Source organism: Marilutibacter maris (genome assembly GCF_006546735.2).
GTDB lineage: Bacteria > Pseudomonadota > Gammaproteobacteria > Xanthomonadales > Xanthomonadaceae > Marilutibacter > Marilutibacter maris.
In genome coordinates this window covers 1-25,721 of sequence record NZ_VICD02000053.1, presented here as the reverse complement: position 1 = coordinate 25,721, position 25,721 = coordinate 1, and the positions used below count along the sequence as shown (strand labels likewise).

Annotated in this window: 21 protein-coding genes and 1 pseudogene; 12 read left to right on the top strand and 10 right to left on the bottom strand. The window is 65.1% G+C overall.

All coding sequences use genetic code 11. The annotated features are described in order from the left end of the window. Positions 1-69 precede the first annotated feature (69 nt). The 8 genes and pseudogenes from FKV24_RS03945 to FKV24_RS03910 all read left to right on the top strand — a co-directional run bounded on the left by FKV24_RS03945 (position 70) and on the right by FKV24_RS03910 (position 7,067). The gene (locus tag FKV24_RS03945; RefSeq protein ID WP_141481405.1) at positions 70-1,830 is read left to right on the top strand and encodes a M28 family metallopeptidase; all 1,761 of its coding nucleotides are present in this window, start codon (positions 70-72) and stop codon (positions 1,828-1,830) included. A gap of 273 nt (positions 1,831-2,103) precedes the next feature. Continuing rightward, on the top strand, positions 2,104-2,688 hold the full coding sequence (locus tag FKV24_RS03940) for a hypothetical protein (RefSeq protein WP_249040908.1): 585 nt from the start codon (positions 2,104-2,106) through the stop codon (positions 2,686-2,688). Between the two features lie 57 nt (positions 2,689-2,745). Continuing rightward, entirely contained in the window at positions 2,746-3,087 is a 342-nt protein-coding gene (locus FKV24_RS03935) for a hypothetical protein (protein WP_141481404.1), read from the top strand. Between the two features lie 57 nt (positions 3,088-3,144). Further along, on the top strand, positions 3,145-3,561 hold the full coding sequence (locus FKV24_RS03930; RefSeq protein WP_141481402.1) for a hypothetical protein: 417 nt from the start codon (positions 3,145-3,147) through the stop codon (positions 3,559-3,561). Between the two features lie 73 nt (positions 3,562-3,634). Continuing rightward, positions 3,635-4,033, top strand: a complete 399-nt coding sequence (locus tag FKV24_RS03925) for a hypothetical protein (RefSeq protein ID WP_141481400.1) — start codon at positions 3,635-3,637, stop codon at positions 4,031-4,033. A gap of 55 nt (positions 4,034-4,088) precedes the next feature. Further along, on the top strand, positions 4,089-4,493 hold the full coding sequence (locus tag FKV24_RS03920; RefSeq protein ID WP_141481398.1) for a hypothetical protein: 405 nt from the start codon (positions 4,089-4,091) through the stop codon (positions 4,491-4,493). A 407-nt stretch (positions 4,494-4,900) separates the two neighbouring features. Further along, positions 4,901-5,395 carry a hypothetical protein gene (locus tag FKV24_RS03915; RefSeq protein WP_141481397.1) on the top strand — a complete coding sequence of 165 codons (495 nt, stop codon included), beginning with the start codon at positions 4,901-4,903 and terminating at the stop codon, positions 5,393-5,395. 590 nt (positions 5,396-5,985) lie between these two features. Beyond that, positions 5,986-7,067, top strand: a pseudogene (locus FKV24_RS03910) (IS481 family transposase). Positions 7,068-7,707: 640 nt separating this feature from the next. On the opposite strand, the gene FKV24_RS19735 reads toward FKV24_RS03910, so the two are convergent. Next, positions 7,708-12,666 (bottom strand): RHS repeat domain-containing protein, encoded by a 4,959-nt coding sequence (locus FKV24_RS19735; RefSeq protein ID WP_249040906.1) that lies wholly within the window; start codon positions 12,664-12,666, stop codon positions 7,708-7,710. A 443-nt stretch (positions 12,667-13,109) separates the two neighbouring features. Between FKV24_RS19735 and FKV24_RS03900 the strand changes: the two genes are divergently transcribed. Then, the gene (locus tag FKV24_RS03900) at positions 13,110-14,126 is read left to right on the top strand and encodes a TIGR00266 family protein (protein ID WP_111264946.1); all 1,017 of its coding nucleotides are present in this window, start codon (positions 13,110-13,112) and stop codon (positions 14,124-14,126) included. A gap of 209 nt (positions 14,127-14,335) precedes the next feature. Further along, entirely contained in the window at positions 14,336-15,388 is a 1,053-nt protein-coding gene (locus tag FKV24_RS03895; RefSeq protein WP_141481394.1) for a patatin-like phospholipase family protein, read from the top strand. Positions 15,389-15,403: 15 nt separating this feature from the next. Here the strand turns inward: FKV24_RS03895 and FKV24_RS03890 are convergent, their stop codons facing one another. The 7 genes from FKV24_RS03890 to FKV24_RS03860 form a co-directional block, all read right to left on the bottom strand. After that, the gene (locus tag FKV24_RS03890) at positions 15,404-15,964 is read right to left on the bottom strand and encodes a hypothetical protein (protein ID WP_141481392.1); all 561 of its coding nucleotides are present in this window, start codon (positions 15,962-15,964) and stop codon (positions 15,404-15,406) included. Between the two features lie 14 nt (positions 15,965-15,978). Beyond that, a complete protein-coding gene (locus FKV24_RS03885) occupies positions 15,979-17,466 on the bottom strand; it encodes a peptidoglycan-binding protein (protein WP_170288201.1) in 1,488 nt (495 codons plus the stop codon). Between the two features lie 25 nt (positions 17,467-17,491). After that, complete coding sequence (locus FKV24_RS03880; protein ID WP_141481389.1) at positions 17,492-18,190, bottom strand: lysozyme inhibitor LprI family protein; 699 nt, start codon at positions 18,188-18,190, stop codon at positions 17,492-17,494. Between the two features lie 232 nt (positions 18,191-18,422). After that, positions 18,423-18,767 (bottom strand): hypothetical protein, encoded by a 345-nt coding sequence (locus FKV24_RS03875; RefSeq protein ID WP_223250211.1) that lies wholly within the window; start codon positions 18,765-18,767, stop codon positions 18,423-18,425. A gap of 113 nt (positions 18,768-18,880) precedes the next feature. Next, complete coding sequence (locus tag FKV24_RS03870) at positions 18,881-20,137, bottom strand: S8 family peptidase (protein WP_211371773.1); 1,257 nt, start codon at positions 20,135-20,137, stop codon at positions 18,881-18,883. Positions 20,138-20,176: 39 nt separating this feature from the next. Next, positions 20,177-20,740, bottom strand: coding sequence for a hypothetical protein (locus FKV24_RS03865; RefSeq protein ID WP_111264941.1), 564 nt, complete (start codon positions 20,738-20,740; stop codon positions 20,177-20,179). A gap of 346 nt (positions 20,741-21,086) precedes the next feature. Next, positions 21,087-21,572 (bottom strand): Lrp/AsnC family transcriptional regulator, encoded by a 486-nt coding sequence (locus FKV24_RS03860; RefSeq protein ID WP_141481387.1) that lies wholly within the window; start codon positions 21,570-21,572, stop codon positions 21,087-21,089. 131 nt (positions 21,573-21,703) lie between these two features. Here FKV24_RS03860 and phhA point away from each other — a divergent pair, with 131 nt between their 5' ends. Both phhA and FKV24_RS03850 read left to right on the top strand, forming a co-directional pair. Continuing rightward, on the top strand, positions 21,704-22,594 hold the full coding sequence (gene phhA / locus FKV24_RS03855; protein ID WP_111264939.1) for a phenylalanine 4-monooxygenase: 891 nt from the start codon (positions 21,704-21,706) through the stop codon (positions 22,592-22,594). 121 nt (positions 22,595-22,715) lie between these two features. Next, positions 22,716-24,320: a DUF389 domain-containing protein gene (locus FKV24_RS03850; RefSeq protein ID WP_141481385.1), complete on the top strand. Its 1,605-nt coding sequence runs from the start codon at positions 22,716-22,718 to the stop codon at positions 24,318-24,320. Positions 24,321-24,447: 127 nt separating this feature from the next. Here the strand turns inward: FKV24_RS03850 and FKV24_RS03845 are convergent, their stop codons facing one another. Beyond that, positions 24,448-24,861, bottom strand: coding sequence for a hypothetical protein (locus tag FKV24_RS03845; RefSeq protein WP_141481384.1), 414 nt, complete (start codon positions 24,859-24,861; stop codon positions 24,448-24,450). Positions 24,862-24,892: 31 nt separating this feature from the next. After that, positions 24,893-25,690 (bottom strand): LytR/AlgR family response regulator transcription factor, encoded by a 798-nt coding sequence (locus FKV24_RS03840; RefSeq protein WP_141481382.1) that lies wholly within the window; start codon positions 25,688-25,690, stop codon positions 24,893-24,895. Between the last annotated feature and the right edge of the window lie 31 nt (positions 25,691-25,721).

The following is a 25,721-nucleotide window of genomic DNA, read 5'->3' as shown; positions in this document are numbered from 1 at the left end:
GCGGGGGATCGCCCGACGGCGGGAGGCCATCGCGGTACGCTGCGCATCCGTCCGGCCCCGTCATCACCGATGCGCATCCCGAATCGTTTCGCTCCGCAGGTCCTGATTGTCGCTGTCGCTGTCGCCATCGCCGCCTGCCAACCGGCCCCGGCTCCGACGGCGCCCGAGCCCGAGCCCTACGATGCCAGCGCCGGTGCCGACGCGCGCCGGATCGAGGCCGATGTGCGCTTCCTCGCCGACGACCTGTTGGAGGGCCGCGAGGCCGGCCGCCGCGGCCACGATCTGGCCGCGCTGTACGTGGCCCAGCGCATGCGCGCGACCGGCCTGGCCCCGGCCGCCCAGGATGACCAGGGCCAGCGCAGCTACTACCAGAGCGTGCCGATGCTGGCCGCCACCCGCGAGGCCGAGGGCGCGGCGCTGATGGTGCATCGCGACGGCGGCGATGTCGCGCTGGCGTTCGAGCGCGAGTTCCTGCCCGATGCCGACTTCAATGCCGCCGAGGCGCGCGTGACCGCGCCGATGGTGTTCGTCGGCCAGGGCGTGCATGCACCGTCGTTGGGGCACGACGACTTCGCCGGGCTCGACCTGCGCGGCAGGATCGCGGTGCTGTTCAACGGCGCGCCGGCGGCCTTCGATACCGACCGCCGCGCCTTCCACGCCTCCGGCCGCGAGAAGCTGCGCGAACTGGCCGCGCGCGGCGCGGTCGGCGCGATCTTCGTGTCCACCGATGCCGAGGACGCGCGCAGCCCGTGGGCGCACCGCGCCGACAACTGGCGGCGCCCGGGCATGCGCCTGCGCGGCGCGGACGGCGTCGCCCTGGACACCTTCCCGCAGTTGCGGGTGATCGCCCGGGTCAGCGCCGCCGCCGCACCGCGCCTGCTCGATGCCGGCGGACACAGCGCACGCCAGCTGTTCGCCGACCTCGACGCCGGGACCCTGCACGGCTTCGACCTGCCCGGCACCGCGACCCTGGCTTCGCGCAGCCGGATCGAACCGGTGCAATCGCGCAACGTCGTCGGCGTGCTGCCCGGCAGCGACCCGGCACTGGCCGCCGAGCACGTGGTGTTCAGCGCCCACCTCGACCACATCGGCATCGGCGCCGCGGTCGACGGCGATTCGATCTACAACGGCGCGCTGGACAACGCCCTGGGCGTGGCGATCATGCTGGAGGCCGCCAAGCGGCTGGCGCAATCGCCGCAGCCGCCGAAGCGCTCGCTGCTGTTCGTTGCGGTCACCGCCGAGGAGAAGGGCCTGCTCGGCGCGGAATGGTTCGCCCGCCACCCGACCGTCGCCGCCGACGCGCTGGTCGCCAACGTCAACATGGACATGCCGGTGCTGCTGGCGCCGACCAGCGACGCGGTCCCGGTCGGTATCGAACACTCCAGCCTGCAAGCGCTGGTCGAGGCCGCCGCCGCCAAGATCGGGGTGACGCTGTCGCCGGACCCGATCCCGGAAGAATCGATCTTCGTGCGCAGCGACCAGTACGCCTTCATCCGCGCCGGGGTGCCGTCGATCTACCTGGTCGGCGGCTACCAGGGCCGCGACGGCATCGACGCCCGCGCGATCAACGGCGCCTTCCTGCGCGAGCACTACCACCGCCCCGGCGACGACGCCTCGCAACCGATCCGCTACGACGACGCCGCGCGCCTGGCGCACCTCAACGCCGAAATCGGCCAACGCATCGCCGACGCGCCGGAACGACCGCGCTGGAACGAGGGGGACTTCTTCGGGGAGATGTTCGGGCGGGGTAAGGTGCCGGAGGGACGCGCGTTGAACGAAGACGGCAAGCCGCCATCAGGGCAGGAAACGCGCAGCCCTGGGGACAGTTGAGACAACGAACAGAGCCGCCGGGTCCATTCCGTACCTTGAGCAGGGGCCCGAGCATCGATCGCGCCGGCACACTGTGCGAACAAGAAGCCATCTCTTTCGCACGCACTGACTTCATATCCCGCCTTCGACAAGAATGATGACCCGTCGGGCACATCACGACCGCCGGCAAAATTGTTGATTTCTGGCAGGACTTTCGCGATTGACGCGACCCGGTAGCTGATCAAGAATCGGATACCACCTCATCTTCGTGGCCTACTAGCAAATTAGATCTCCATGGAAGTTTCCGCAAGCGACGTCCAAGGCCGAGCTCAGGTCTCTCGTCTTGCTGCTATCGACCCTAAGGCTGCGCTCAAGCTAGCCGATACCATTACTCATGCCTGGTATCGGTGCCAATCTATTACGGCTGCTGCGGAACAATTCCATGGCAAAGAGCAGTTGGCCGCGCTTTCCAAAGCTTTCGCCGCGGCCAAGGAGCAGAGCGAGCCAAATCGAGTCGTTACAGTTGCATCCTGGCCGGTTGGAGCTCTGGCCAAGGTCAACCCACAATTGGCTGGAGAGTGGGCCACAGAGCTGGTGAGCATTGCAGATACTGAACCGCACAGCCTCAGGCGGGCGCATGCTCTCCAGGCCTTGGCTTTCAACACATCACCGTATCCTGAGGTTCTTGGCCTTGTTACTCCCGCTCTAGCAGTGGCATTGCTAGCGGGGCGTGGCCCGCGCATTGACCGAGTCATTCGAGATACCTTTGAGCTGGTTCGCTCTACCCATCCGTATCTGCTACGAGATCTAGCCCTGCATCACAAGGCCAATCAGCAACAGCAGAAGCTCCTCACCTCACTTTCTGACGCGAGTATCTAACAGTTCATTCAAACCGAAGCCGCGTCGCGGATCCGTTTAATTCAAGTGTTAGGCACCATGATCTTTGCTGCCGCTACTGACGAGAAAACCTTGTTTGTGTTTGCCTCCGCCGAGAAGGCCATCGCCTACTGCGAGGGCCTCGACGTTGAAGGTGGCGGTTGGCTGTTCTGGGACGAGGCTGGTTCGGCCCTGTCTCCTGAGTTCTTCACGCCCAATCGCCGCGACGGATTCACTGTCGGCAATGGCATCTATCAGTTGGTCTTGTCCCCGACCAATCCCCCGCTCTCTGAGGTCGCCAAGGAGCTCAACCACCTAGATGCCAATCCGTACTTCGCGAGCTTCTCGGCGATCCTGGCACATCTTGCAAGCGCAGGTTGCGCGGCCCAGCATGGCGCCTAACAATTCTTTCAAGCCGAGGCCGCTTCGTGGCTCGGCTCAGTTCAGGCCTTAGGCGTCATGTCCAAGCTCACAGCGATCCACTACAGGCTTTTCGAGGGCGATGAACTCGTCGTAGATGCCGCAGAGCGTGACGAGACCCATGACTTTGGCGGGGAGCTTGCGCTGACCTTTCAAGACGGCCAGAAGCTTTTTGTCTCGTGGGTCGGAGAGCCTGTCCAGTACGCTATCGGCACCCAGGGTTCGTCGCACTTCCTGCCGGATGCTCGGCTCACGGACTTCGATGTATCGGCCTCGACCACATGGGCAGACCTGATTGGACAGGAAGTAGCTCTCCACTTAGCGGCGCCAGACAATCAAGTTCTAAGGGTATCGTCAGCGACCGGCCACCTCCTGCTCTGCTCTTTCGAGCGCGGTAGCTGGCGGGCAGACGAGGTCAACGTTTGCAAGCAGGCGCCAGCACCGTATGACGCCTAACAATTCACCCATACCGAAGCCGCTTCGCGGCTCGGCTTGAATCAGGCGTCAGGGCGCATACATGCCGGCATGCATGCTTCGCGTTTCGGGCTCAACGGTCAAGGTCCGTCGATTTCTCGCAACTTCGTCGATCCAGCCCAGCCGCGTCTTCTGGAAGGGCGCCCCCGGCACTCCAAAGAGCCGCGGCCCGATCAATATTTCCGGATTCAACATTGAGCTATCAGGCGCTTATGGCATTGTCGAGCAAGCCGCCCAAGCTTCCCAGTTCATCCGAAGGCACAAGCAAGACTTCCTGCTTGTCAGGAGCCTTGGGTTCTCGGCTGCTACCATCGACTTCGGTCTCTATGATCTGGCTACCGAGGATCGCCCATGGCCTTGCTATCGGATCCCGCGCCCGCTGGTTCTATTGGCCAGTGAGCTTGGCTGCAGCATTGAGCTATCGTTCTACGGGATGCCGCCGGATGCGTCCTAACAGTTCATTCATGCCGAAGCCCCTTCTCGGTTCGGCTTAACTCAGGTGTTGGGCCATGCTTGCAGTCATCCTCGCATTTGCTTTAAGCGTTGGTCCCGCTCCAGCTGAAGCTAGCTGGAGACCTGCCGGCTGCGGCGTTGCCAGTCGAATGTCCCAAGATGAGATGAGGACTGCTGAGGATGAGGCAAGCCGAGGCAACATTGGGGCAAGCGTATCGCTCGAATGCCACCACTTGGCCATTGGAGACGAGAGCGGCGCCATCGGCTGGCTACGCCAGTCCGCGGCATGGGAGCCGCTGACCGGTCTGAGATACGTTCGCTACCTGCTTTCGGTTGGTGACAAGAGAAGCTGCCTGTCTGCTGTTGAGCTCACTCGCAAGTATCTGACGATGGACTGGTTGCCTGACGACGTGCGCCGCGAGATTCTCGCTCAGAACGAGAAGGCATATGGTTGTAGTTGAGCCATTGCCTAGCAGTTCATTCAATTCGAAGCCACTTCGCGGCCCGGCTTAGTTCAAGCGTCATGTATCAGGGGAAGATGACAGGCAGTGCAACCCATCTAGGGATTCAAAGGCGACACCCTCGGCCCGCTCAACGACGATGGCTTCATTGATAGCGCTGTCTGTATCTGTCAGGACACAGAATAGGGGCCAGGGTACTCTTTCACCGGGCGAGTCCGCGCCCGGGAACCTGGCCGGATTCGACCGCTTTCGCGCACGAAGATCGACACTGACCCTTGTCCTGGATCAGTCGGCCACCTCCCCGCCGAAGCGGATTTGCTAGTCTGCGATCCAGGACCCGATCCGGCACGACCGCGCGTCACGACGGCCGACACAGGGACAGTACCGGGCCGATGATGGCCCATCACATGGACGAGAAAGGCAAACTCATGACCGACGCACTCCCGGATATCGAACTGGACCTCAGCTTCGACGGCCCCAATGCCGTCATTGTCGGCGGCGCCCACAAGGTCGTCCGACTCGACAAGCTCGTGGCGCTTGCGCCCGGACTGCTGCAGCCCTCGGCCGCATCGCGGCTGGCCGAACTGGCGAACCATCTGCTGCTGGGCGACGACTTCAGCGTGATCACCGCCCCCGGCGACTACGCCACCGCCTTTCGCGCGCGGCTGGCCACCGAAGACCCGTCCCTGCCGTGGCGCCCGGGCGTGATCCGGCTCTGCGACTTCGGCGTTCCCGACTTCGACGAGATCAAGGCTCCGGAACTGTTCGACAGCCGACTGGTGTTCTTCGCCCGGGACAGCTTCACCGGCCTGCCCTATCGGATCGAGCTCGACCCGCAGGCCACCGACCTGAAGGCGGCGGAGCTCTACCAACCGCTCGGCCTCACCCCGGTCGAGAGCTAAGCGGGAGAGGATGAGGCCCCGGGGGGAGGGACCATTGAGCGATAGGTAGCGCTTTTCACCGCAACCAACAGGCGCGCCCGTTACGGGGCACTGATGAGAGTGTCCATCTTTGTTGCTTACGGCAGGGCGCGCGTTCCTGGCGGGTTCGATCGCGCAGCCCCGACGGCAACGCGCCTGGCGGGCTCTACCCCGCTTCTGACAGGCCCGACGAATGGCGGGCTTGTCGCATCACTCTTGGCAATAGGCCGGCGATGCCGAGAATCGAAGCCGTTTGTCCGGACTGCCCGCGAGCTGCTCGGCGTCACCGAATGCATCGTAGGCGATGAAGCCGACCAGCTCACCTCGCGGCTCGACACGATGCTCTCCACATCCACCTGGACAGTAGGCACTCAGCATCCTGCTGCGAACCGGCAGCGTGTCCTGCCCGACTGTCAGGGCGACTTCGTCGGTTGCCGTACGGAACCATCCATCGTGTATGAGTTGAGTATTTACCCGACAGTCCGCCCTTTCCGAGCATGAAAAGGGCGGACACCTGGGCCTTCGGTAGATTGGTGGTTACCACACCTGTCCAACCGAACCGGAGCACCCAGATGACCGCCGCATCCCAGCGTACCAAGCGCAAGCTGTCCCTGCTGCAACTGGCCGAAGAACTCGGCAACGTCTCCAAGGCCTGTCAACTGATGGGCTATCACCGCGACTCGTTCTACGAGATCAAGCGTGCCTTCCAGACCGGTGGCGTGGCCGCTCTGGTCGAACAGCGCCGCGGCCCACGCGGACCGCATCCCAATCGCGTTTCGCCCGAAGTCGAGAAAACCATCCTCGACTTCTGCCTCAACTTCCCCACCAAGGGTTCGCAGTTCGTTGCCAACCAACTGCGTCTGCAAGGCGTGGAAGTCAGCCCGTCCGGCGTGCGCGGCGTGTGGCAACGCCACGACCTGCTCACCCGCCACAAGCGCCTGCTGCGTCTGGAAGCGCAAGTCCGCGATACCACCTTCGTGCTCTCCGAAGCGCAACTGCGCCTACTGGAGAAAGCCGGCAGCGAAGTCATCCCGCAGCAACACGTCGAATCCTCCGCGCCCGGCGAATTGCTCTGCCAGGACACCTTCTACTGGGGCACGCTCAAGGGCGTTGGCAAGGTCTACGTGCAGGTCGTAGTCGACACCTTCTGCTCGCTGGCCTTCGCCAAGGTCTACACCAGCAAGATGCCCATCACCGCCGCGACACCCTGTACGAACGCGTGCTGCCTTTCTACGAAGCGATCGGCGTGCCCGTGCAGGCCGTGCTCACCGACAATGGCCGCGAGTTCTGCGGCAAGCCAGACCATCATCCCTTCGAGTTGCTGCTGGCGATGGAAGGCATCGAGCACCGCACCACTAAGATCACCACGCCGCGCACAAACGGCTTCGTCGAACGCATGAACCGCACACTGCTCGATGAGTGCTTCCGCGTTGCAGGGCGCCAGACCTGGTACATCACGCCCGCCGAAATCCAGCGCGACCTCGACACCTTCTTGCGCTACTACAACCTCGAACGTAGCCACCAAGGTTACCGCCTCAAAGGTCGCACGCCGGCAATGGCCTTGCGCGATGCCCTGCAACTGAAAGCCCTGCCGTCCATCGTTCCCGAACCCGAGGAGACAGCCGAAACCGAAGCTGAGAAACTCGTCGCCTGACCGCCTCTACCGAGGCCCGAGTGTCGGGTAATTACTCAACTTGTACACTCCGGCGCGACGCAATGCCGGCAGCCGCGGTCCGGCACCGAGCCGCTGTAGCAGATTGAACATATCCAGACACTATCCAAAGCCATCACTCAGATGCTTGACTCCATGCGAGCCCGATCGCCGTAGCCTGCCACCACACAAGCAACAAGGCCCGCAGCAATGCGGGCCTTGTGCGTAATGGGCAATCAGAAAAACGACTCTGACCTGTGTTTTCCAATCCTACTTCCCTACTTCCCTCTATCTTTCGCCACGTATCTCGCAAGCAACAAGTACATGGAAACACCAAAGTACGGAATGATCCAAGTTATGGCAACAAACCTAACGAGACCGGGCAACCCCTTATACCTCATTGCCACAAAAGTGCTAGCAATCATAAGTACTATGCCACTGATAAGAGCTCCTGCAAGGAAACAAGCAGCTCCATATTCCAATAGTGCTGGTGCGCGAGGATACAAAACACTCGCTCCATATGAAACAAGCAGACCACAAAACCCAGAGACAAACACTATCCAAGCAAGCATCAGCATCAATGGATGATTTAACGCAATGTTTTCTGCAACTGTCCGGCGGAGCACCCTACCTTCAAGAGGCATTACCTACCATCCTCTTTTTCAAGCCTTGCCGAATCTATTCTTCCACTTACCTCTACAACAGACGGCCCACTAAAATTCGACCCATTGCTTGCCTTCGACTCTGAGAATATCGCCTCGGTAGCCTTTCCAATATCGACTCCAACAGATGCCCTAACAACAAAAGCGCTAACCGAGGCACCGATCTCTGAGGAGTTGTCAAGATCAACATCAGCTTGCATGTCCTTGAACCCGAACATCCACCCACCCTCGGACTGAAGCTCCCTATAAGGCATGTTTCCTCGTCCAATCTCAGATCGCTCAACAGACCCGCGATAGCCAACGCCCACCTTTCCAGCTTCAATTGCTAACGATGGCCCAGATGTCTCAGCAAAACCGTATACATCTACAAGAGTTGCCCCTGCACCATATGAGGCCTCACCTAACCCAGCACTAAGCTTTGCAGGACCGACCTTTACTTTAGCCTGCAATCCCAATGTGAATGCAACTTCGCCCTTAAATGAATCTGCGAGCATCTCCCAATCTAGACGCCCATCCGGATCCGTATATCTGTACGGATTATTGTTTCCATACCGATACCGATTGAACTGCCCCACCGGATCGTCGTACGGCGTCACCGGATCAACCGACAGGAACCGCCCGATATCGTCGTCGTAATAGCGCTGCTGGGCGTAGATCAGGCCAGTCGCAGTATCTTCGACGTGTCCGGTATAGCCGGGGCCGTCCTTGAGCGGACGATTCAGCACCTTGCCGTAGGGCTCGTACTCGCTGCGCTCGACCACGACACGGCTGGCATCGGTCACCACCGCCGGGCTGCCTAGGGCGTCAGTGTGCTGGTACAGGTTGCGCACCGAGCCGTCGTCGGGATTGCGCTCGCGCTCGGCGACCAGGCTGCCGCCCAGATAGATGTACCAGTGCTGCCTGCGCTTGCGCAGGTCGTTCGCGTACACCAGCTGCCCGCTCTGGCTGTACAGGCTGTACTTGCTGCCGCCGGTGTAGTCGCGGACCCGACGGCCGAAACCGTCGTACACGTAGCTGGTATTTCCGGCGCTGCTGGTGCGCAGGCGATTGCCGTAGTCGTACTCGAACGTGGTGCCGCTCTTGTTGCTCAGATTGCCCTGCGGGTCGTAGCCCAGGCCGATCACCGTGCTTCCGCTGCAGCTGCCGGCCTTGATGTTGGTCAGGTGCCAGCTGCTGTCGTAGCAGTAATGATGGTCACGTATCGCGGTGCCGCCACTGAGCTTGACCCGGGTCAGATTGTCCAGCACGTCGTAGGCATAGGTTGCGGTGCCGAACATCGGCGAGGTCGTGCCGGTCAGGCGATCCAGGCCGTCATAAACCATATCGCGGTTGCCGCGCTGGTTGGTGCCGGTCGCGCCGTCGGTGATCGCTGCGACATTGCCGTTGGCGTCATAGTCGTAGCTGTCGGCCAGGAACTTGGTGGCGCCGTAGGCATCGGTGCTGGTCTCCGGCAGGCCCCGTGCATTCTGGCTCAGCGTATGGACGATTCCGTTGGCATAGGTGAACTGCTTGATCGCACCGTTCGGGTAGTAGCTGGCATTGCTTGCATAGGGGCCCGCCTTGGTCGGTTGGCCCAGTGCGTTGGGCGCGTAGTCGATCTCCAGCGATCCGGGAACTGTCTGCGACGACAGATGGCCGCTGGAGTTGTAGTAGCTGCTGATCGACCAGTCGATGTTGTTCCACTGCATCCGCTCACGGACCGGCAGACGACGCCGGTTGTAGCCATAACTGGTGGTGATGACGTTACCGTCGCCATTGTTGGCGGTGACGGTATGCGGCAACCCATCGGGCCAGTAGGTATGGGTGGTGTCGCCGCGGCCGTCCGGGAAGCTCAACGAAATGATCCGGTTGCGCTGATCGTAGTTGCGATCGGCGCGTCGTGCCGCCACGGCGTCGGCATTCACACATGCCGCTGCGACCGAGCGGTAGCCCGACGCCGACCAGGCCAGGTTGCCAGCCGCGTCGTAGCCCATGAAAGTTTCGCCGGTCTCCGGCTCATTGATCCGGCACAACTCCTGGCGCGAGTTGTAGGTGTAGGTACGATCGATGGCCATGCTTCCGCCATCGGGATCAATGCTGTTGCTGCGCCGGATCTTCGTCGGCTTGCCGAACACATCGCGACTGATATGGGTAACCGCACCCTCCGGGTGCCGAATCTCGACCGGAGCTTCGTAGTTGGGCTGGTCGAACGCCTGGTACCAGGTGCGGGTCTGGTTGTCCTTGGGATCGGTGATCAGCGAGTAGTGGCCGCTGGTGTTGGTGAGGTAGTTGGTCGTAGTGCGCAATCGGGCGCCGAGCTCGGAGTCCTGCTCGACCACCCGTGTCCGACCCAACACGTCATAGGTTGTATGGGTGCCGGTGACAGGGCTGCTGGCGGTGCTCGGGTACGAGGCGAAGGTCGTCCGCCCCTCATGGTCGTAGGCGAAACGGGTGAAGCGCTGGGTGGCGGTCACGTTTCCGGCGTCGTACTCGCGCACCAGCAACGGGCGCCACAGCGCGTCGAAATAGGTCTTCTTGCGGGCGTTTCCGTTGACGACATCCTGCCGCCAGTGACCCGCCGGAATGCCGTACTCGCTCGCAGCTACCGGGGAAAAGCTCTGGGTGATCGGACTCCATGTGCTGGTATCGCATACTCCCGCCGAGGACTCCGATGGATACGTCACCTTCTTGAGGCGTCCCATGGTGTCATAGGCATAGCAGGTCTTGTAGCCGTTCTCGTCGGTGACCGAAGCGATCGTTGCGTCGTCCTCTACGATTGCCGACTGCACGGTTTGATCGGCATAAATGATGCTCTGCGGAATGCCTCGCTTCCAACCCGCCAGCAGGGTCGTGTTCCCTCGTCCGTCGGTGATAGAGGAAATGGTGCCCGGCGATACCGTCGTATGATAGGCGAGTGTCTGTTGAAGCTTGCCAAAGCTGTAGGTCTTCCATGGCATCGCTTTCCAACCGTAGTCGGTCTGCGACTCCACGGAGTCAGTACCACCATCACAGGCCGAATCCGCTGGTGTCGAGGCCGTACAAGTTGTCTTCTTGACCTGGCCCAGCACCCACAGCGCAGTTTCGTCGTAGTAGGCGCTGACATCTGTACGCGAGTAGCCCTGAGTATTGGAGCGAGTGACACTCAGCGGCCGGGCATATAGGTCGAACGTATTATGTGTCCGATTGAAGGTTACCCCGTCCTGCACGATAGAGGTTGCCACGACCGGACGCACATAGGCCGAGGCAGGATCCGCAGAACCGCCCAGAACCGTCCCATACAGCCCGTGGAAGGGCTGCTGGGGAACGGCGGAGTCCGCCATGTACTGAGTGCTTTCGCTTCGCAACACGGTGTCGTTCGTCGTCAGAGTCTCGACCGCTAACTGACGTCCGTCGTTGTCCCTGTACCGCATGCCGAAGGTATATCTCTGTTTGCTGGCATCCGGATTCGTCACCGTCACCGCCTTGGTGGCGGTACAGGCCGTGCAGGGATAGCTGGCCGGTTCCGTACGACTGCCCCACAGGGACTCGAAGGTCGACCCGTAGTCGTACGACCAGCTCATCACCTGACTGATGCCCGGTCCCGAGATGCTCTTGGAATCCAGGCCCATCACATCGAAGTAGTTCGGAACAAGCAGCAGGAACGACGGATTCTCCGGATGGGAGTAGCTGTTCAGCGCACACTCGGTGGCATGGACGCCGCTCCGATAGTGACGACGATTGGAGAACGTGAAGGTGCCACTGGCCCCGCCCGGGTGCGTGGCCGTCAGTGTGTAGGCCTCCTCCGACAGCGGCGACGCGCTCTGGCAATAGGGAAGGGGCGGTAAGCCGTCGTAGCCCGAAGCGTAGGGCTTGAGGTTGCTGGAATATGTGTATCCCCACACGCTTGCATCGGGCCGAGTCACGGTCTGAAGCTGGTACTGGCCGGCATTCGAGTTGTACTGGTACTGCCAGGTTCGGCCATGGCTGGTGGCGCTGACCAGCCGCCCGCCGCTGTAGGTCAAGAGGATCTCTCGACCATCGCTGGACCATATGCGGGTGGGGTATCCGGATGCGTTGTATTGGAACTGTACGGTGTTTCCGAATCGGTCCTCGATCTTGCTGGCCAGGAGGTAGTACCGATCTCGGTAGCGTAGCCAGACCTGCGGCGAGCCATTGCTGTCGGGAATCGATCGCTGCAGGGGCGCGGCTGTACGGGTGACACCGACGTCAAAGTAGTACTTTATTCCGGAAGTCGTCGTCATCCGGAAGCCTTCGCCCGAGAGACCGCTCTTCATCGCTATGCAGTCGATGACATCACGCTCCTTGGTAGCCAGGCGATACTGACCACTCGAAGGCTTGGGCGTCTGGGTCTGGATTCCCAGCGCGCTGGTGTTCCCGCGCCCCGGGACATGGATGGAAATGCCCTGCCAGACTTCAGTCCTGTCGAATGGCCCCTGATTGATTGGCGGAACGCTGCCCAGCGAGCATCGCTGATCAGGCCAACCATTGGCCTGCGCATAGGTAGCCGCCATGTGCGGCACATCGATATCCCAGTTTCCGAGACCGCCCAGGCGTATGTCGTAGGTATGCGTCCCCTGGGGTTGCAGCTCCACCGAGTGCCGACGCGACAGCTTCACCGGGAGTGCGTCGTTGCCGGGCACGTCGATGTCGGTCACCACGAACTCGGTGGCGCCGTTGTAGAGACTCACGTTCTCGCCGAACAAGCCGTGATCCATCGGCGCGATCGACTGGGCCGCCTCGATGCGCTTGCGGTATTCGTCGGACGGCGAAATACCTGTCTGGGAACTTGTGCCTCCCGAGTCGCCAGGGTCAATGCCGCTTTGCGCGCTGACATTGGCAACGGTCAGAACAAGGCCAAGCCCGATGGCGGATACGAGAGCGGTTCTGAGGTCGAAACGCTTTGGATAGCACCCGGAGTACACAGCCCTTGCCGCTGCGCGCGCGATCACGGTCCCACTCATGAAGTACTGTCTCCTGCCCTTATACGGTTGTCCCCTGGTTGGCGGAGACATTCCTTGAATTCGACCCAGCCGTGCCTGATATCACTTCAGGACTTGGACTGTCTTCTTACCAGCTGGCGCGACGTCGAAGCAAGCGTGACGACATGCTTGCGGCGAGCGGTCGATATGATCGCATGCCATATCACGACAAACTGATACGGACCTTATTCTTGACCGCACCGCGACCGAAGTTCTAGACACCATCCACGTGCACTCTTGGGCGGTGAGCCATGTTGCATGGCTCAATGCAAATAGTTGGGTCGCTACGGTGCAGAAAGCCCCCTTACAATCAAAGCGCTTTGCCGCGCCCCGCGTCGCGTGGATGACCTCCGGCCGATGTCCATTTCCGCGCGCCCGCTACACTCTGGCGCTTCGATGTGACACACCAACCAAAGGATTGCCCGATGAGCCAGTGGTATTTCGTTCCTCCCGGCGGCGAGCGCGTGGGTCCGCTCGATACCGATGCCGCGAAGGCCTATGTCCGCCAGAATCCCGCCGCGCAGTGCTGGCGCGAGGGTCTGTCCGGCTGGCAGGCGGCGCGTTCGCTGCCGGAGTTCGCCGATGCGAGCGGCGCGCTGCCCGCGCACATGCCGCCGCCGGCGCCGTCGTCCAAGGGCCGCAGCGACGACATCGACTACCGGATCGTCGGCACCGACATGCAGTTCGTCGAGATCGAGCTCGATCCGGGCGAGACCGCGGTCGCCGAGGCCGGCGCGCTGATGTACAAGGCCGCGACGGTGCAGATGGACACGGTGTTCGGCGACGGCTCGCACAGCGGTCAGGGCGGCGGCGTGTTCGACAAGCTGCTGGCGGCCGGCAAGCGCGTGGTCACCGGCGAGAGCCTGTTCACCACCACCTTCACCCACACCGGCCACGGCAAGGCCCACGTCGCCTTCGCCGCGCCGTATCCGGGCACGGTGCTGGCGATGAAGCTCGACGAGCACGGCGGCCGGCTGATCTGCCAGAAGGACAGCTTCCTGGCCGGCGCGCGCGGGGTCTCAATCGGCATCCACCTGCAGCGGCGGATCCTGACCGGCCTGTTCGGCGGCGAAGGCTTCATCATGCAGAAGCTGGAGGGCGACGGCTGGGTGTTCGTGCATGCCGGCGGCACCATCGTCGAGCGCGAACTCGCCGCCGGCGAGCACCTCGACGTCGACACCGGCTGCGTGGTCGCCTATCACCACAGCGTGCAGATGGACATCACCAAGGTCGGCGGCATCAAGAGCATGCTGTTCGGCGGCGAGGGCGTGTTCCTCGCGCGGCTGAAAGGGCCTGGCAAGGTCTGGCTGCAATCGCTGCCGTTCTCGCGGATGGCCGGCCGCATGCTGGCGGCTGCGCCGCAGGCCGGCGGCCAGAACCGCGGCGAGGGCTCGGTGCTCGGCGGCTTCGGCCGCTTGCTGGACGGCGACAACAACTTCTAGGGCGTGCCGGGCGAGGCCCTCCGCGTCAACGGCCTTGCCCCCTCACCCCAACCCTCTCCCCCGGTCCCGATTGGGGGAGAGGGCGCCTTGCCCGGCGCGATGCGAGCGCTCCGCCGGTGCGCTGCCCGGCGCCCCGTTTGGCCGCCAGTCGATTTTGTCGCCACCGGCCCGGCTATGCTGCGGCGTCACTGCCTGTCGATGGCCCCCGCATGCGATCCCACATCCCCCGTCCGCTTCGTCGAACCGCGCTGCTGGCCGCCGCGACCGTCCTGCTGGCCGCCTGCGGCGGCAATCCGACCCGTCCGGACGCGTCCACGCTGGCGCCGGTTCCGCCACCGCCTGAGCTGAAGGTCGGCCTGGCGCTGGGCGGTGGCGCGGCCAAGGGCTTCGCCCACATCGGCGTGATCAAGATGCTGGAGGCCAACGGCATCCGCGTCGACACCGTCGCCGGCACCAGCGCCGGCAGCGTGGTCGGAGCCCTGTACGCCAGCGGCATGGATCCGTTCGAGATGCAGCGCAAGGCGGTCGCGCTGGACGAGTCCAGCATCCGCGACGTGCGCCTGTTCTCCGGCGGCCTGGTCCAGGGCCAGGCGCTGCAGGACTACGTCAACGGCCAGGTCGACGCCACCCCGATCGACCGGCTCGCGCGCCCGTTCGCGGCGGTCTCGACCCAGCTGGAGACCGGCAAGCGCACGGTGTTCGTGCGCGGCAACACCGGCCAGGCGGTGCGCGCATCCAGCAGCATTCCCGGTGTGTTCGAGCCGGTCACGATCGCCGGCAAGCACTATGTCGACGGCGGCGTGGTCAGCCCGGTGCCGGTCGATGCCGCGCGCGAACTCGGCGCCGACTTCGTGATCGCGGTGGACATCTCCAACAAGGCCCGCGGCACCGCGCCCAGCGACATGCTCGGCATCGTCAACCAGTCGATCGCGATCATGGGCCAGCGCGCCGGTGCCGAGGAGCTGGCGCGCGCCGACGTGGTGATCCGGCCCGAGGTCGGCGACATCGGGCCGGCCGATTTCGAGCAGCGCAGCGCGGCGATCCTGGCCGGCGAGCGCGCCGCGCTGGCGGCACTGCCGGCGATCCGCGCCAAGCTGGCCGAAGCCTCGGTCGCCCGCGCCAGCGAACACCGCAGCCGTCACCAGCGCGAACAGCGCGAGGCCGCCCGCCTGGCCTGCCTGCAACAGGAGCCGGGGCGCATCGCCCGCCTGCTCGGCCGCGATCCCGACTGCGAAGCCGCCGCGGCCTCGACGAGCAATTGAGGTCGCGCACCCGGATCAGCGCGCCGCCGCCTCCTGCGCGCTGCGCGGCAGGACCGGTCGATACCGCCCGCGCTCACCCCGCGCCGGGCTCTTGCTGTCGACGTTGACGCACAGCCGCTCCTCGCACAGCACCGCATCGGAGTTGTAGAAGGCCCGAACGACGGGTACCGCATTCTCGTAGCGCTCGAGTTCATCGCGAGCCTGTGTCAACTCGCGCTGGTAGTAGCCCAGCACAGCCCATCCGGCCAGCGCGGCCACCAGCAGGGTCGCTCCGGCAACGGCGAACCACGACCAGACCATCCTGCCGGCGCCCTTCAACTGCCCGGAGACTGCCGAAACGGCATGACCGTACTCGGCGGCGACCGGCCTGAGCGCCTCGCGCGCCTCTTCGGTGATCCGCGCCTGGGCGCCGTCGACGATGCCGTTGACGCGCTGCTGCAAACGACCGACCTCGTCCTGCAGCCCCTGCAACCGCTGATCGAACACGGCTTGCATCCGCGCCTCACGCTGCTCGATCTTGGCGACCAGCGCAGATAGAAGCTGGAAGACGTCCCGGGTCGGGGCTGCGCTGGACATGGGGCCTCCGTGGCTCAGTGATGGACCAGGTTTTGCGATTGAGCTTCGTTCTGACGGGCCGCATCCTGTTGCTGGCGCTCCTGCTCGGCCAGGGTCTCGTGTCCCTGTCGAACCATGGCCTCGACCTCCGGCGAACGCTCGATCTCGGCGCAGATCCGCGATACGGCGGCGTCATCGTCGGCCAACAGCGCCGCCGCCAGCCGTTGCATCCGTGGGTCATCGAACACCGGTTCCGGACCGCAGAGCTGCAGCTGCCGACCTTCCGGCTGCGATAGGCCCGCCCGCAATGCCTGCACGGCCGCGCCCGCGTCGCTCCGCCCCGACAGGCTCGAATCCACAGCGGGGATGCCTTGCAAGGCCCGGTCGAAGGCCTGCTGCGGATCGAGCTCGTTCACCCGATCCTGTATCGCTTCGACGATCCCGGGTGTGAGCCTGCCGTCGACTTCGATTCCACGGTCGGACTGGAACGCCTCGATCGCATGGCGGGTGGCCGGCCCGAAGTCGCCATCCACCACCAGTGCTCGGCCTCGGGCATCGGTGAACCCAAGGGTGTTCAGATTCTCCTGCAGCTGCAGGGTCACCTGCTCGGAGTGGCTGAGGTGCCGCGAACGCAGTCCAACCGCGTGCAGGGACTGCTGGATGTCCAGATCGCCCGCCTCCGTCGCCGGATCGTAGTCCTCGGCGCTGACCTTGGCATGCGCTCGATCCATTGCCGCCTGCTTCAGCGGGTCGGCGTACTCGGCCTGATAGCGGCGAGCGATCGCCGCCGCCTTCAGTCCGTCGTAGTAGCTGATGTTCGAATCCAGCCTCTCTCCGACGGCCATCACGGCATCGTAGTCGCCGCCATCCTTCAACGCCGTCTCGAATCGATCCAGCCGTGCCGGCATCTGGTTCGCCGTCTTGGCGATCATCGATATCACTTCGAACTTCCTGTCCTCGGGAATGTTCTGCCCGAAGTCCTCGACCATGGTGGTCGCGGCAGTGCTGATGTTCCGTACCTGGGCGATATCGATGTTCCGATGTATCCAGTTCTTGCCTTCATCCGAACCGGCCCATGCGTTGATGCTGTCTCTGGTCGCGGTATCGATGAAGCTGACTTCTTCCCTTCTCGTGCCGTTTGGCCTCAGTCCACCATCTCCATGACTGAGTAGATCGGATCGAAGCCGGGTCAGGTCGTCGGTGAATTGCAGTCCGTTCCGCTCGGCATAGCCGGACGCCTGCTCAATGATGGCATCGACATAACTGATCTCACCTTCTTCCAGCGCACGGTCCCCGGTCTCCCCCAATGGCCACGTCCCACGCTGGCCAAGATCCACCTGGATGGCGCCGATGGTGTATCCGCTGTTGGAAGCAACCGCGTCCACCATGCCCCAAGTGCTGTTGGTAACGCCGGCAATCGACAAGCGGTACGAAGCCGCACCGCCCTCGGTACCTCTTCCCACCACGAAGTAGACCGCGCCCACCACTGAATCAGCATCGTTCAGATCGACCCCTTGGTTCATCGCGGCTCCCTCCATGGCGACATTGCTACAGCTCTACGGTGTCGAGGTACTTCTCCAACAGGTTGGCCCGTTCGCAGATCCTGAACAGCCTGTTCTCGTGCTTTTGTGCGTTTTCGACTATCTCGTTGCCGTAGATATGGCTCTCCAACTCCATATCGCTGGATGCGAGCTTGATCCAAGCTCTTTGAGATTGCCTGAGATCGTCCTTTCCGTCCTCGCCCAGTGCCTCCATGAGCTCTCCATACAGTCGGTTCAAGCGCGCATCCTGTCGCTCGATCTCGCTGGAAACACAGCTCGCACTTTCCACGGCACGATAGTTCGTCCGCTTCAGGCACGAAAAGTACGATTCACTAAGCCCTTTGGGCGACCGGCTACGGAACCGACGTTCTTCGTCATAGGCGGTCTCAGCCACGCCTCCGGCACTGTGCGAAGGATCATCGCGCCGATGGCCACGATCACGTTCCAGCTCATTCGTGACCGCCTCCGGTGAAGGCACATCGTCGGAAGCTGCCTGCGCCGTCGGCTTGCAGGCCACAACCGCGATCAGAAGCACCAGGACAGCGGTAGTGAGTCGCCGCGCCGCTGCGTCCGTCTCGTGCTCTGCCATCCTTGAACCCCCGCTTACCGTATCGAATCCAATTGCAGGCTCTTTAGGCGCCTTCAGATCCATGGCGACTCTGGCCACATCGAGTCCAGAGCAGGATGCCTTGGCATCAATCGTCATGGCAACGCGAGCTTTGGTCTCGCCGGCACCCCAGAGCCGTGTGACGTTGAGTCTTTCGATCGTCCCACGTCCGCTCGACAAAGCCGGCCACCATTCGACTGGATGCGGTCTTCCGCCCGCATGCCAGCGTGGCTAGCGATATGGCAATTGCAGACGCGTGGGCGCAAGGGTGGCTTCCCGCTGTACGGACCGCGCACCCTCTACGCACCTTTGCGGGCACAAGGTGGCGGACTCACCCCTCCGGCGCGTCCCCCGCGCTCGCCGCCGAGCAATGACTGTCGAAGGCCTCGGCGCTGTCCTCGAAGCCTTCGCTGGCGGCCAGCTCCCACGGCCGCACACATTCGTTGCGGCTTTCGCACCACTGGTAGCCGGCCGAGCCGATGCAGCCGTGGGCATCGCGGTCGCCACCGACCATCGGCGGCGACTCCGACTCTGCCTGCGCCTGCTCTTGCGGCTGTGCGCCGTCCTGGCCGCTCTGCGGGGCCGCGCAGGCGGCGAGGATCGCCAGCGGCACGGCCGCCAGGACGCCGACGATGGCGCGCAGCGCGCGCGGGCGGTTGTGGATCCGGAGCCTCATCTGTCCTCCTGACCTGCCGGATCGGCAGGGATCGATCGACGGTGCCGGCACGCTGCCGACACCGCCGATCCTACCCCGGCGCGCGTCAACGCCGCCGGGGCCCGTGCGACCGGTCAGTGATTGCCGGCGCCGGTCTTCTTGCCCTTGCAGGGATTGACGGCGAGGTAGTCCATCGCCGCCTGCGCCTGCACCAGGCCCCAGCCGCTGTAGTAGTCGTAGCCGGGCGCCTCCAGGTCGTAGGCGGACTCCCGCAACGCGTTGCGGATCTGGTGGTTGCTGCACTCCTTGTGGTTGCTCCACACCAGCGCGGCGACGCCGGACACGTGCGGGGTCGCCATCGAGGTGCCCGAGGCCGTGCCGTAGGCGCCGTCGAGCACGGTCGACAACACGTCGACGCCGGGACCGGCGATCTCGACCTGGCTGGTGTACTGCGAGAAGTACGCCTTTTCCAGATTGTTGTCGTAGGCGGCAACCGACATCACCGCGTCGTAGGACGCCGGGTAGGAGAACGTGGCGTAGTCGCCCTTGGGCTCCAGTCCGCCGATCGAACCGCCGTTGCCGGACGCGGCGACCAGCAGCACGCCCTTCTTGTTGAGGCGTTCGGCGACGCGCTCCTCCAGTCGGCTGGAGTAGTCGCCGCCCAGGCTCATGCTGATCACGTTGGAGCCGGCCGCCGCGCAGTCCTCCATCGCACCGGCCAGATCGGAGGCGTAGACGAAGCCGCCGCCGGAGTCGAACAGGCGCACGATGTGCAGGTCGAGGTCGCCGCCGGGCACCACGCCGATCACGCCCTGGCCGTTGTCGCCCAGCGCCGCGATGGTGCCGGCGACATGGGTGCCGTGGTAGTGGAGGCCGCCGCCGTCGCTGTTGTCCCAGGGGCCGGCGCCCTCGTCCTCGCCGTCGACCCGGGTGGTCTGCAGGTCGGGATGACCGAGGTCGTAGCCGGTGTCGATGATGCAGACCTTGCGGCCGCCGCCGTAGGGCACGCCGAGCGAGTCGACCGCCTGGATGCCCCAGGGCACGGTCTCGCCGTCGACGACGACATCCTCGATCGGGGTCGGGATCGCCATCGTGCGGCGGGCGACGTCGATGCCGTAGCCGGTCACCTGCGGCAGCTGGGCGCGCAGCGCGACCAGGTCGGGCAGGTTGGCCATGTCGACATTGACCGCCAGGGTCGCGCCGTTGGCATCCTCGAAGCTGCGCACGACATCGACGCCGTGCGACTGCAGGACCGCGGTCACCGCGGCGGCGTCGCTGCCCGGCGCCAGGTTGACCAGGTAGCGCTGGGTGTCGGCCGCCGACGCCGGCGCGGCGATCATCGCCAGGCCCGCACCGAGCGCGGTGGCGAGCAGGGTGTTCTTCATGTTCATGTGGATTCCTCGTGTATGCGTGGTCCGTCGCGATCGTGCTCAGCCTTCGGCCGGCGCCTCGCAGGCATGCGTCTTGATGTTTCCGCTCATCGTTCCGTGGTTGAAGTAGCCGTCGTACGGCCCGCCCACGAACGAGATGTCGTTCACCAGGACCACGTTGGGATCCACACCCCCGACATCGTTCTCCCGCGTCGACAGGAAGCAGGCGCGGAACACGCCCTCGCCCGGTGCCGCCGGGTTGGTCGACACATAGGTGCCGACCGCGGCCGGCCAGCCCTCGCAGATGCATTCGGACTCGTCCGGGTCCAGCGAGCCGGAATCGCCCATGCCGCAGACGCCGGCCTTGGCGATCGTCGCGGTTGCCGCCACGCCGCCCACCGCCTCGAAGTCGATCGCGGTACGGTCGGCGTACTTGACCCGTCCCTTGGCGTTCTCGTTGCCGCCGCAGGTATCGGCATTGATGGTGATCACCGCCTTGCCGGTGCCCCCCGCCGAGTTGAGCGTGCCGCCCCCGGTGTACTTGGCGTTTCCGTCAACGGTGCAGGCGGACGTTCCAAGGACCAGGGCCGCGCACAGGCCCAGCAGTCGGTATTGCTGTCTCATCTGTTGATCTCCCGAATCGTTGAGAATCGGGGTCCCCCTGTTTGACGCAACCCGACCTGGCCATGCCCGCCCTGGCGACGCCACCCCCTCGTCGGCGCCACAAAGCACATCCAGCGCCTACTTGCAGGCAACCCGATGTGACGAGCGATGTCAATCTTGTTTGTCTCTTTGCGCGCAGACGTGTCGCGAAACGTGTCGCAGCCCGCATGCGAATCGAGTTTCCCTATCGGATCGAACGGTTCATGCGCACGCTGTCGATCCGAATGCTGCGTCGCGCAAGCCCGCAGCGCAGCCATACGTCAGCGCATGCACGGCACCGACGACCGCATCGGCGGCCATCGCCCGCTCAACCGCCGCCCTGACGCGGCAGCGGCATGCCGCGGAACGCCTTGACCGTGCGCAGCACGAAGCTGGAATTGACGTCGGCGACGCCGGACTGGTTCAGCAGGCGGTCGAGCAGGAAGCGCGAGAAGTGGTCGAGATCGCGCACCGCGATGTGCAACAGATAGTCCATGTCGCCGGTCAGCGCATGGCAGGCGATCACCTCGTCCCAGCCGTTGACGAAGCGGCTGAACGCCTCGATCGCCTCGCTGCCGTGGTCGGACAGTTGCACGCGGACGAAGGCCTGCAGGCCCAGGCCCAGCCGCTCGGGATCGACCTCGGCGCGGTAGCCCGCGATCACCGCCTCGCGTTCCAGCCGCTGGACCCGGCGCAGGCAGGCCGAAGGCGACAGATGTACCCGCTCGGCCAGCTCGGCATTGCTCTGGCGGCCGCTGCGCTGCAGTTCGGCCAGGATCAACAGATCGGTGCGATCGAGCTCGGTGGCGCTCATGACATGCGTCCTATTCATGTTGTGCGCAATATTATTGCTTGATATCCGGCATACCGTGCAACTTTGCAAGCCCATTGCGCGCATCCTGCGCTACGTTGGGAGATCGCCCCAGGAGCCCCAAGGACACCGCCATGAATGCCACCCCCAAGCGCGTCGAGCACCAGCTGACCGACAAGGGGTACGTGCCGGTGTACACCACCTCGGTGGTCGAGCAGCCGTGGGCCGACTACAGCGCCACCGACCACGAGGTCTGGGCGACGCTGTTCGAACGCCAGCGCGAAGTCCTGGTCGGCCGCGCCAGCGACGAGTTCCTGTCCTGCCAGCAGGCGATGGGCATGAGCCCCGACCGGATCCCGAAGTTCGACGACCTCAATCCGGTGCTGCGCAAGGCCACCGGCTGGGAGCTGATCGGCGTCGAGGGCCTGCTGCCGGAGCTGGATTTCTTCGACCACCTCGCCAACCGCCGCTTCCCGGTGACCTGGTGGATCCGCAAGCCCGAGCAGCTGGACTACCTCAGCGAGCCGGACCTGTTCCACGACCTGTTCGGCCACGTGCCGCTGCTGATGAACCCGGTGTTCGCCGATTACATGCAGGCCTACGGCCGCGGCGGGGTCAAGGCGCACGGCATCGGTCCCGAAGCGCTGGTCAACCTGACCCGGCTGTACTGGTACACCGTGGAGTTCGGCCTGATCCGGCAGAAGGACGGGCTGCGCATCTACGGCAGCGGGATCGTCTCGTCCAAGGGCGAGTCGATCCATTGCCTGGAAAGCGATGCGCCGAACCGGATCGGCTTCGACCTGGAGCGGATCATGCGCACCCGCTACCGCATCGACACCTTCCAGAAGACCTACTTCGTGATCGACAGCTATGAACAGCTGATGGAAGCCACGCGTCCGGACTTCACCCCGATCTACGCCAGGCTGGCGCAGCTGGACTCGGTCCCGGCCGGCGACGTGCTCGACACCGACAGCGTCTACAACCGCGGCAGCGGCGAGGGCTGGCTGGACGACGGCGACGTCTGAAGCGGACCGGAACCCGCGGTCGGGAGCCCGTCCCGACCGCGACAGCACCACGATCGCCGCACACCCGGTATTGCAGCGGGACCGGGTAAGCTCCGCACAGCTTCCCGTCCGGACCACCCGCTTGCCGACCCTGCCCAATCTCCACGTGCGCTGGCGCTGGCTGCGCCGCTGGCGCGCCCGCCACCTGAATGTCGACCGCCACGCGGTGGTCGATCACGTCTGCGAAGCCGGCGCGATGGCGCCGCGCTACGTGTTCATGACGGTGATGTCCTGCGGCATCGCCACCCTCGGCCTGCTGCAGGGCTCGGCCGCGGTGATCATCGGCGCGATGCTGATCTCGCCGCTGATGGGGCCGATCGTGTCGATGGGCATGTCGCTGGCGACCTTCGACTTTCGCGCGCTGCGTTCGGCATTGAAGGCGATCGCGATCGGGGTCGCGGTATCACTGCTGACCGCCACCGTGATCGTGATGGCCTCGCCGTTGCGCGAGCCGACCGCCGAGATCCTCGCCCGCACCGAGCCGACCCTGTTCGACCTGCTGGTGGCGGTGTTCTCGGGCCTGGCCGGCGCCTACGCGACGATCACCCGCAAGGGCGAGACCATCGTCGGCGTCGCCATCGCGACCGCGTTGATGCCGCCGCTGGCGGTGGTCGGTTTCGGCGTCGCGGTCGGCAGCGGCACCATCGCCGGCGGCGCCGCGTTCCTGTTCATGACCAACCTGCTGGCGATTGCGCTGTCGGTGACGATCATGGCGCGCTGGTACGGCTTCGGCGCGACCGACTCGCCCAAGCAGACCGCCTGGCAGGCGACCCTGATCGTCGGCACCTTCGTGCTGTTGTCGATCCCGCTGGGCCTGGCGCTGCGCAACATCGCCGCGCGCGGCGTGGTCGACCGCACCGTGCGCACCACCCTCGACGAGGCCGCCCGCGATGTCGGCGGCCGCATCACCACGCTGCGGGTGGATCGCGACAAGCGCACCCTGCTGATCGATGCGGTGATGATGACCCCGGCCTACCGACCGCAGCTGGCCGACCAGATCGAACGCACGCTGGAGGCGGCGACCGGACAGCCGGTGGTGGTCGAACTGCGCGAGGTGGTGACCGCCGACGTCGATGCCCAGGCCCGCGAACAGGCCTCCGCCTCGCTGGCGCAGCTGCGCGACAGCGTGCAGCGGCTGCAGTCGGCCGCGCGCGTCGACCAGGAGGCGCGCACCGCCAGCGAACGCGCACTCGATGCGCTGCGCGAACAGGCGCTCGGCCATTTCGGCCGCTTCGAGGTGCTGCAGGGCGGCGGCGAGGCGTCGTGGCAACTGCGTCCGGAGGCCGGCCTGGACCTGCGCGCCGCGCATCGTCTCGAAACCGCGCTGCGCGACGGCAACCGCCGCCCGCAGGTGCGGGTGGTGCCGGCGCTGCAGCCGTTGCCGCTGATCGGCTTCGGCGACGACAGCGCCAGCCTCGACGCGGACGCGTCCGCCACGGTGCGGGACATCGCCTGGGCGCTGGAGCGCTGGCAGCTGGCGTCGGTCGAGGTGACCGGTTACGCCGGCGGCGACGACGCACTGGCCTCGGCCCGGGCAGAGGCGGTCGCCGCCGCGCTGCGCGAGGCCGGAGTGATGGTGACCGCGGTCGACGCCGCCGACCGCGAGCAGGCACGCGAGATGGTCGCGCGCGAAGGCCGGGGCGCGATCCGCGCCGCGCGGGTGCAGGCCGCCAGCACCGGGGATTGAGGCCGCCACCTCCCCGGCCGTGACTCCCAGCAGCGCGGACAGGTCGGGGAAGCTCCCAGAGAAGCACGTCCGGTGCGGGCGTGGCTCGCGCCCGGCGCTCTCCCGGGCCGGTGTTCCGCCGCGCGGTTCAGGCCGACGGCGACCGACCCTGCCCGTATCGCAGGCAGGCGGCGGTGACCGGCCCGCGGCGACCGCTGGCGCAGTGGCGGAAGCCCAGCGGCAGGCCGCCGACGCTGCGGTGCTCGCCGACCTTGAGATCGAACTGCAGGCGCGGCGCGACATCCTCGGCGCAACGCACCCGTCCGTCGCCCAATGCCGCGGACAGGCCGGCGCAGACGCCGCCGAACACCGCGTAGTGGCATCGACCGCTGTCGCTGGCCAGGCATTCGAAGCGCGCATGACCGGGCAACGCCCGGGTCCGGCTGTGGAAGCCGGTATGGCCGTCGCTGCCCTCGCGCAGCACGACGGTGGTGCCCGGGACGCCGCTGCAGGCGGCAGCCATGGCGGCGAGGACGATCGCGATGATGGCGCGCAACAGCATGGTCGAATCCTTCCTCCGCGGACGGCCGCGGTCACATGTGCTTGAACAGGGTCATGTAGGGCGCGCTGACCGCGAGGGTTTCCTCGCGGTTGCGCAGGCGCAGGGTGCCGCGGCCGCTGTCGTCGCGGACGATCGCGGCGACCGCGCGCAGGTTGACGATGGTCGAGCGGTGGACCTGCTTGAACACGGTCGGATCGAGCACCTCCAGCAGGTCGCGGATCGGCTTGCGGATCAGCGCCTCGCCCTCGGCGGTGACCACCACGGTGTACTTGTGGTCGGCGCGGAAGTAGGCGACGTCGTCGACCAGGATCAGCCGGGTCTCGCGGCCGGCGCTGGCGGTGATCCAGGTCAGCGGCTCGGCCGGCCCGAACGCGGCGCCGCGCATGCGCGCGGCCAGCGCCTCGATCAGGGCGGCATCGAGCCCGACCCCGGACTGGCTCTGCAGGCGGCGCACGGTCGCGTCCAGCCGCTCCAGGTCGACCGGCTTGAGCAGGTAGTCGATCGCGCCGTGCTCGAAGGCGTCGACCGCGTACTGGTCGTAGGCGGTGATGAAGACGATGCGCGTGTCCGGGCTGGCCTCGGCGGCGGCGGCGGCGACGTCCAGCCCGGTCAGCCCGGGCATGCGGATGTCGAGGAAGGCGACCGACGGTCGCAGCTCGGCGATCGCGTCCAGCGCGCTGGCGCCGTCCTCGCACTCGGCGACGATCTCCAGCTCCGGCCAGGCCCTGAGCAGCTGTTCGACCAACGACTGCCGCAGCAGCGACTCGTCCTCGGCGACGATGGCGGTGGCGACGGCACGGGCCGGCGCCTGCGGGCGCGGATCACTCATGGCCGGCCACCTCGTCGCGGGTGTCGCGGGT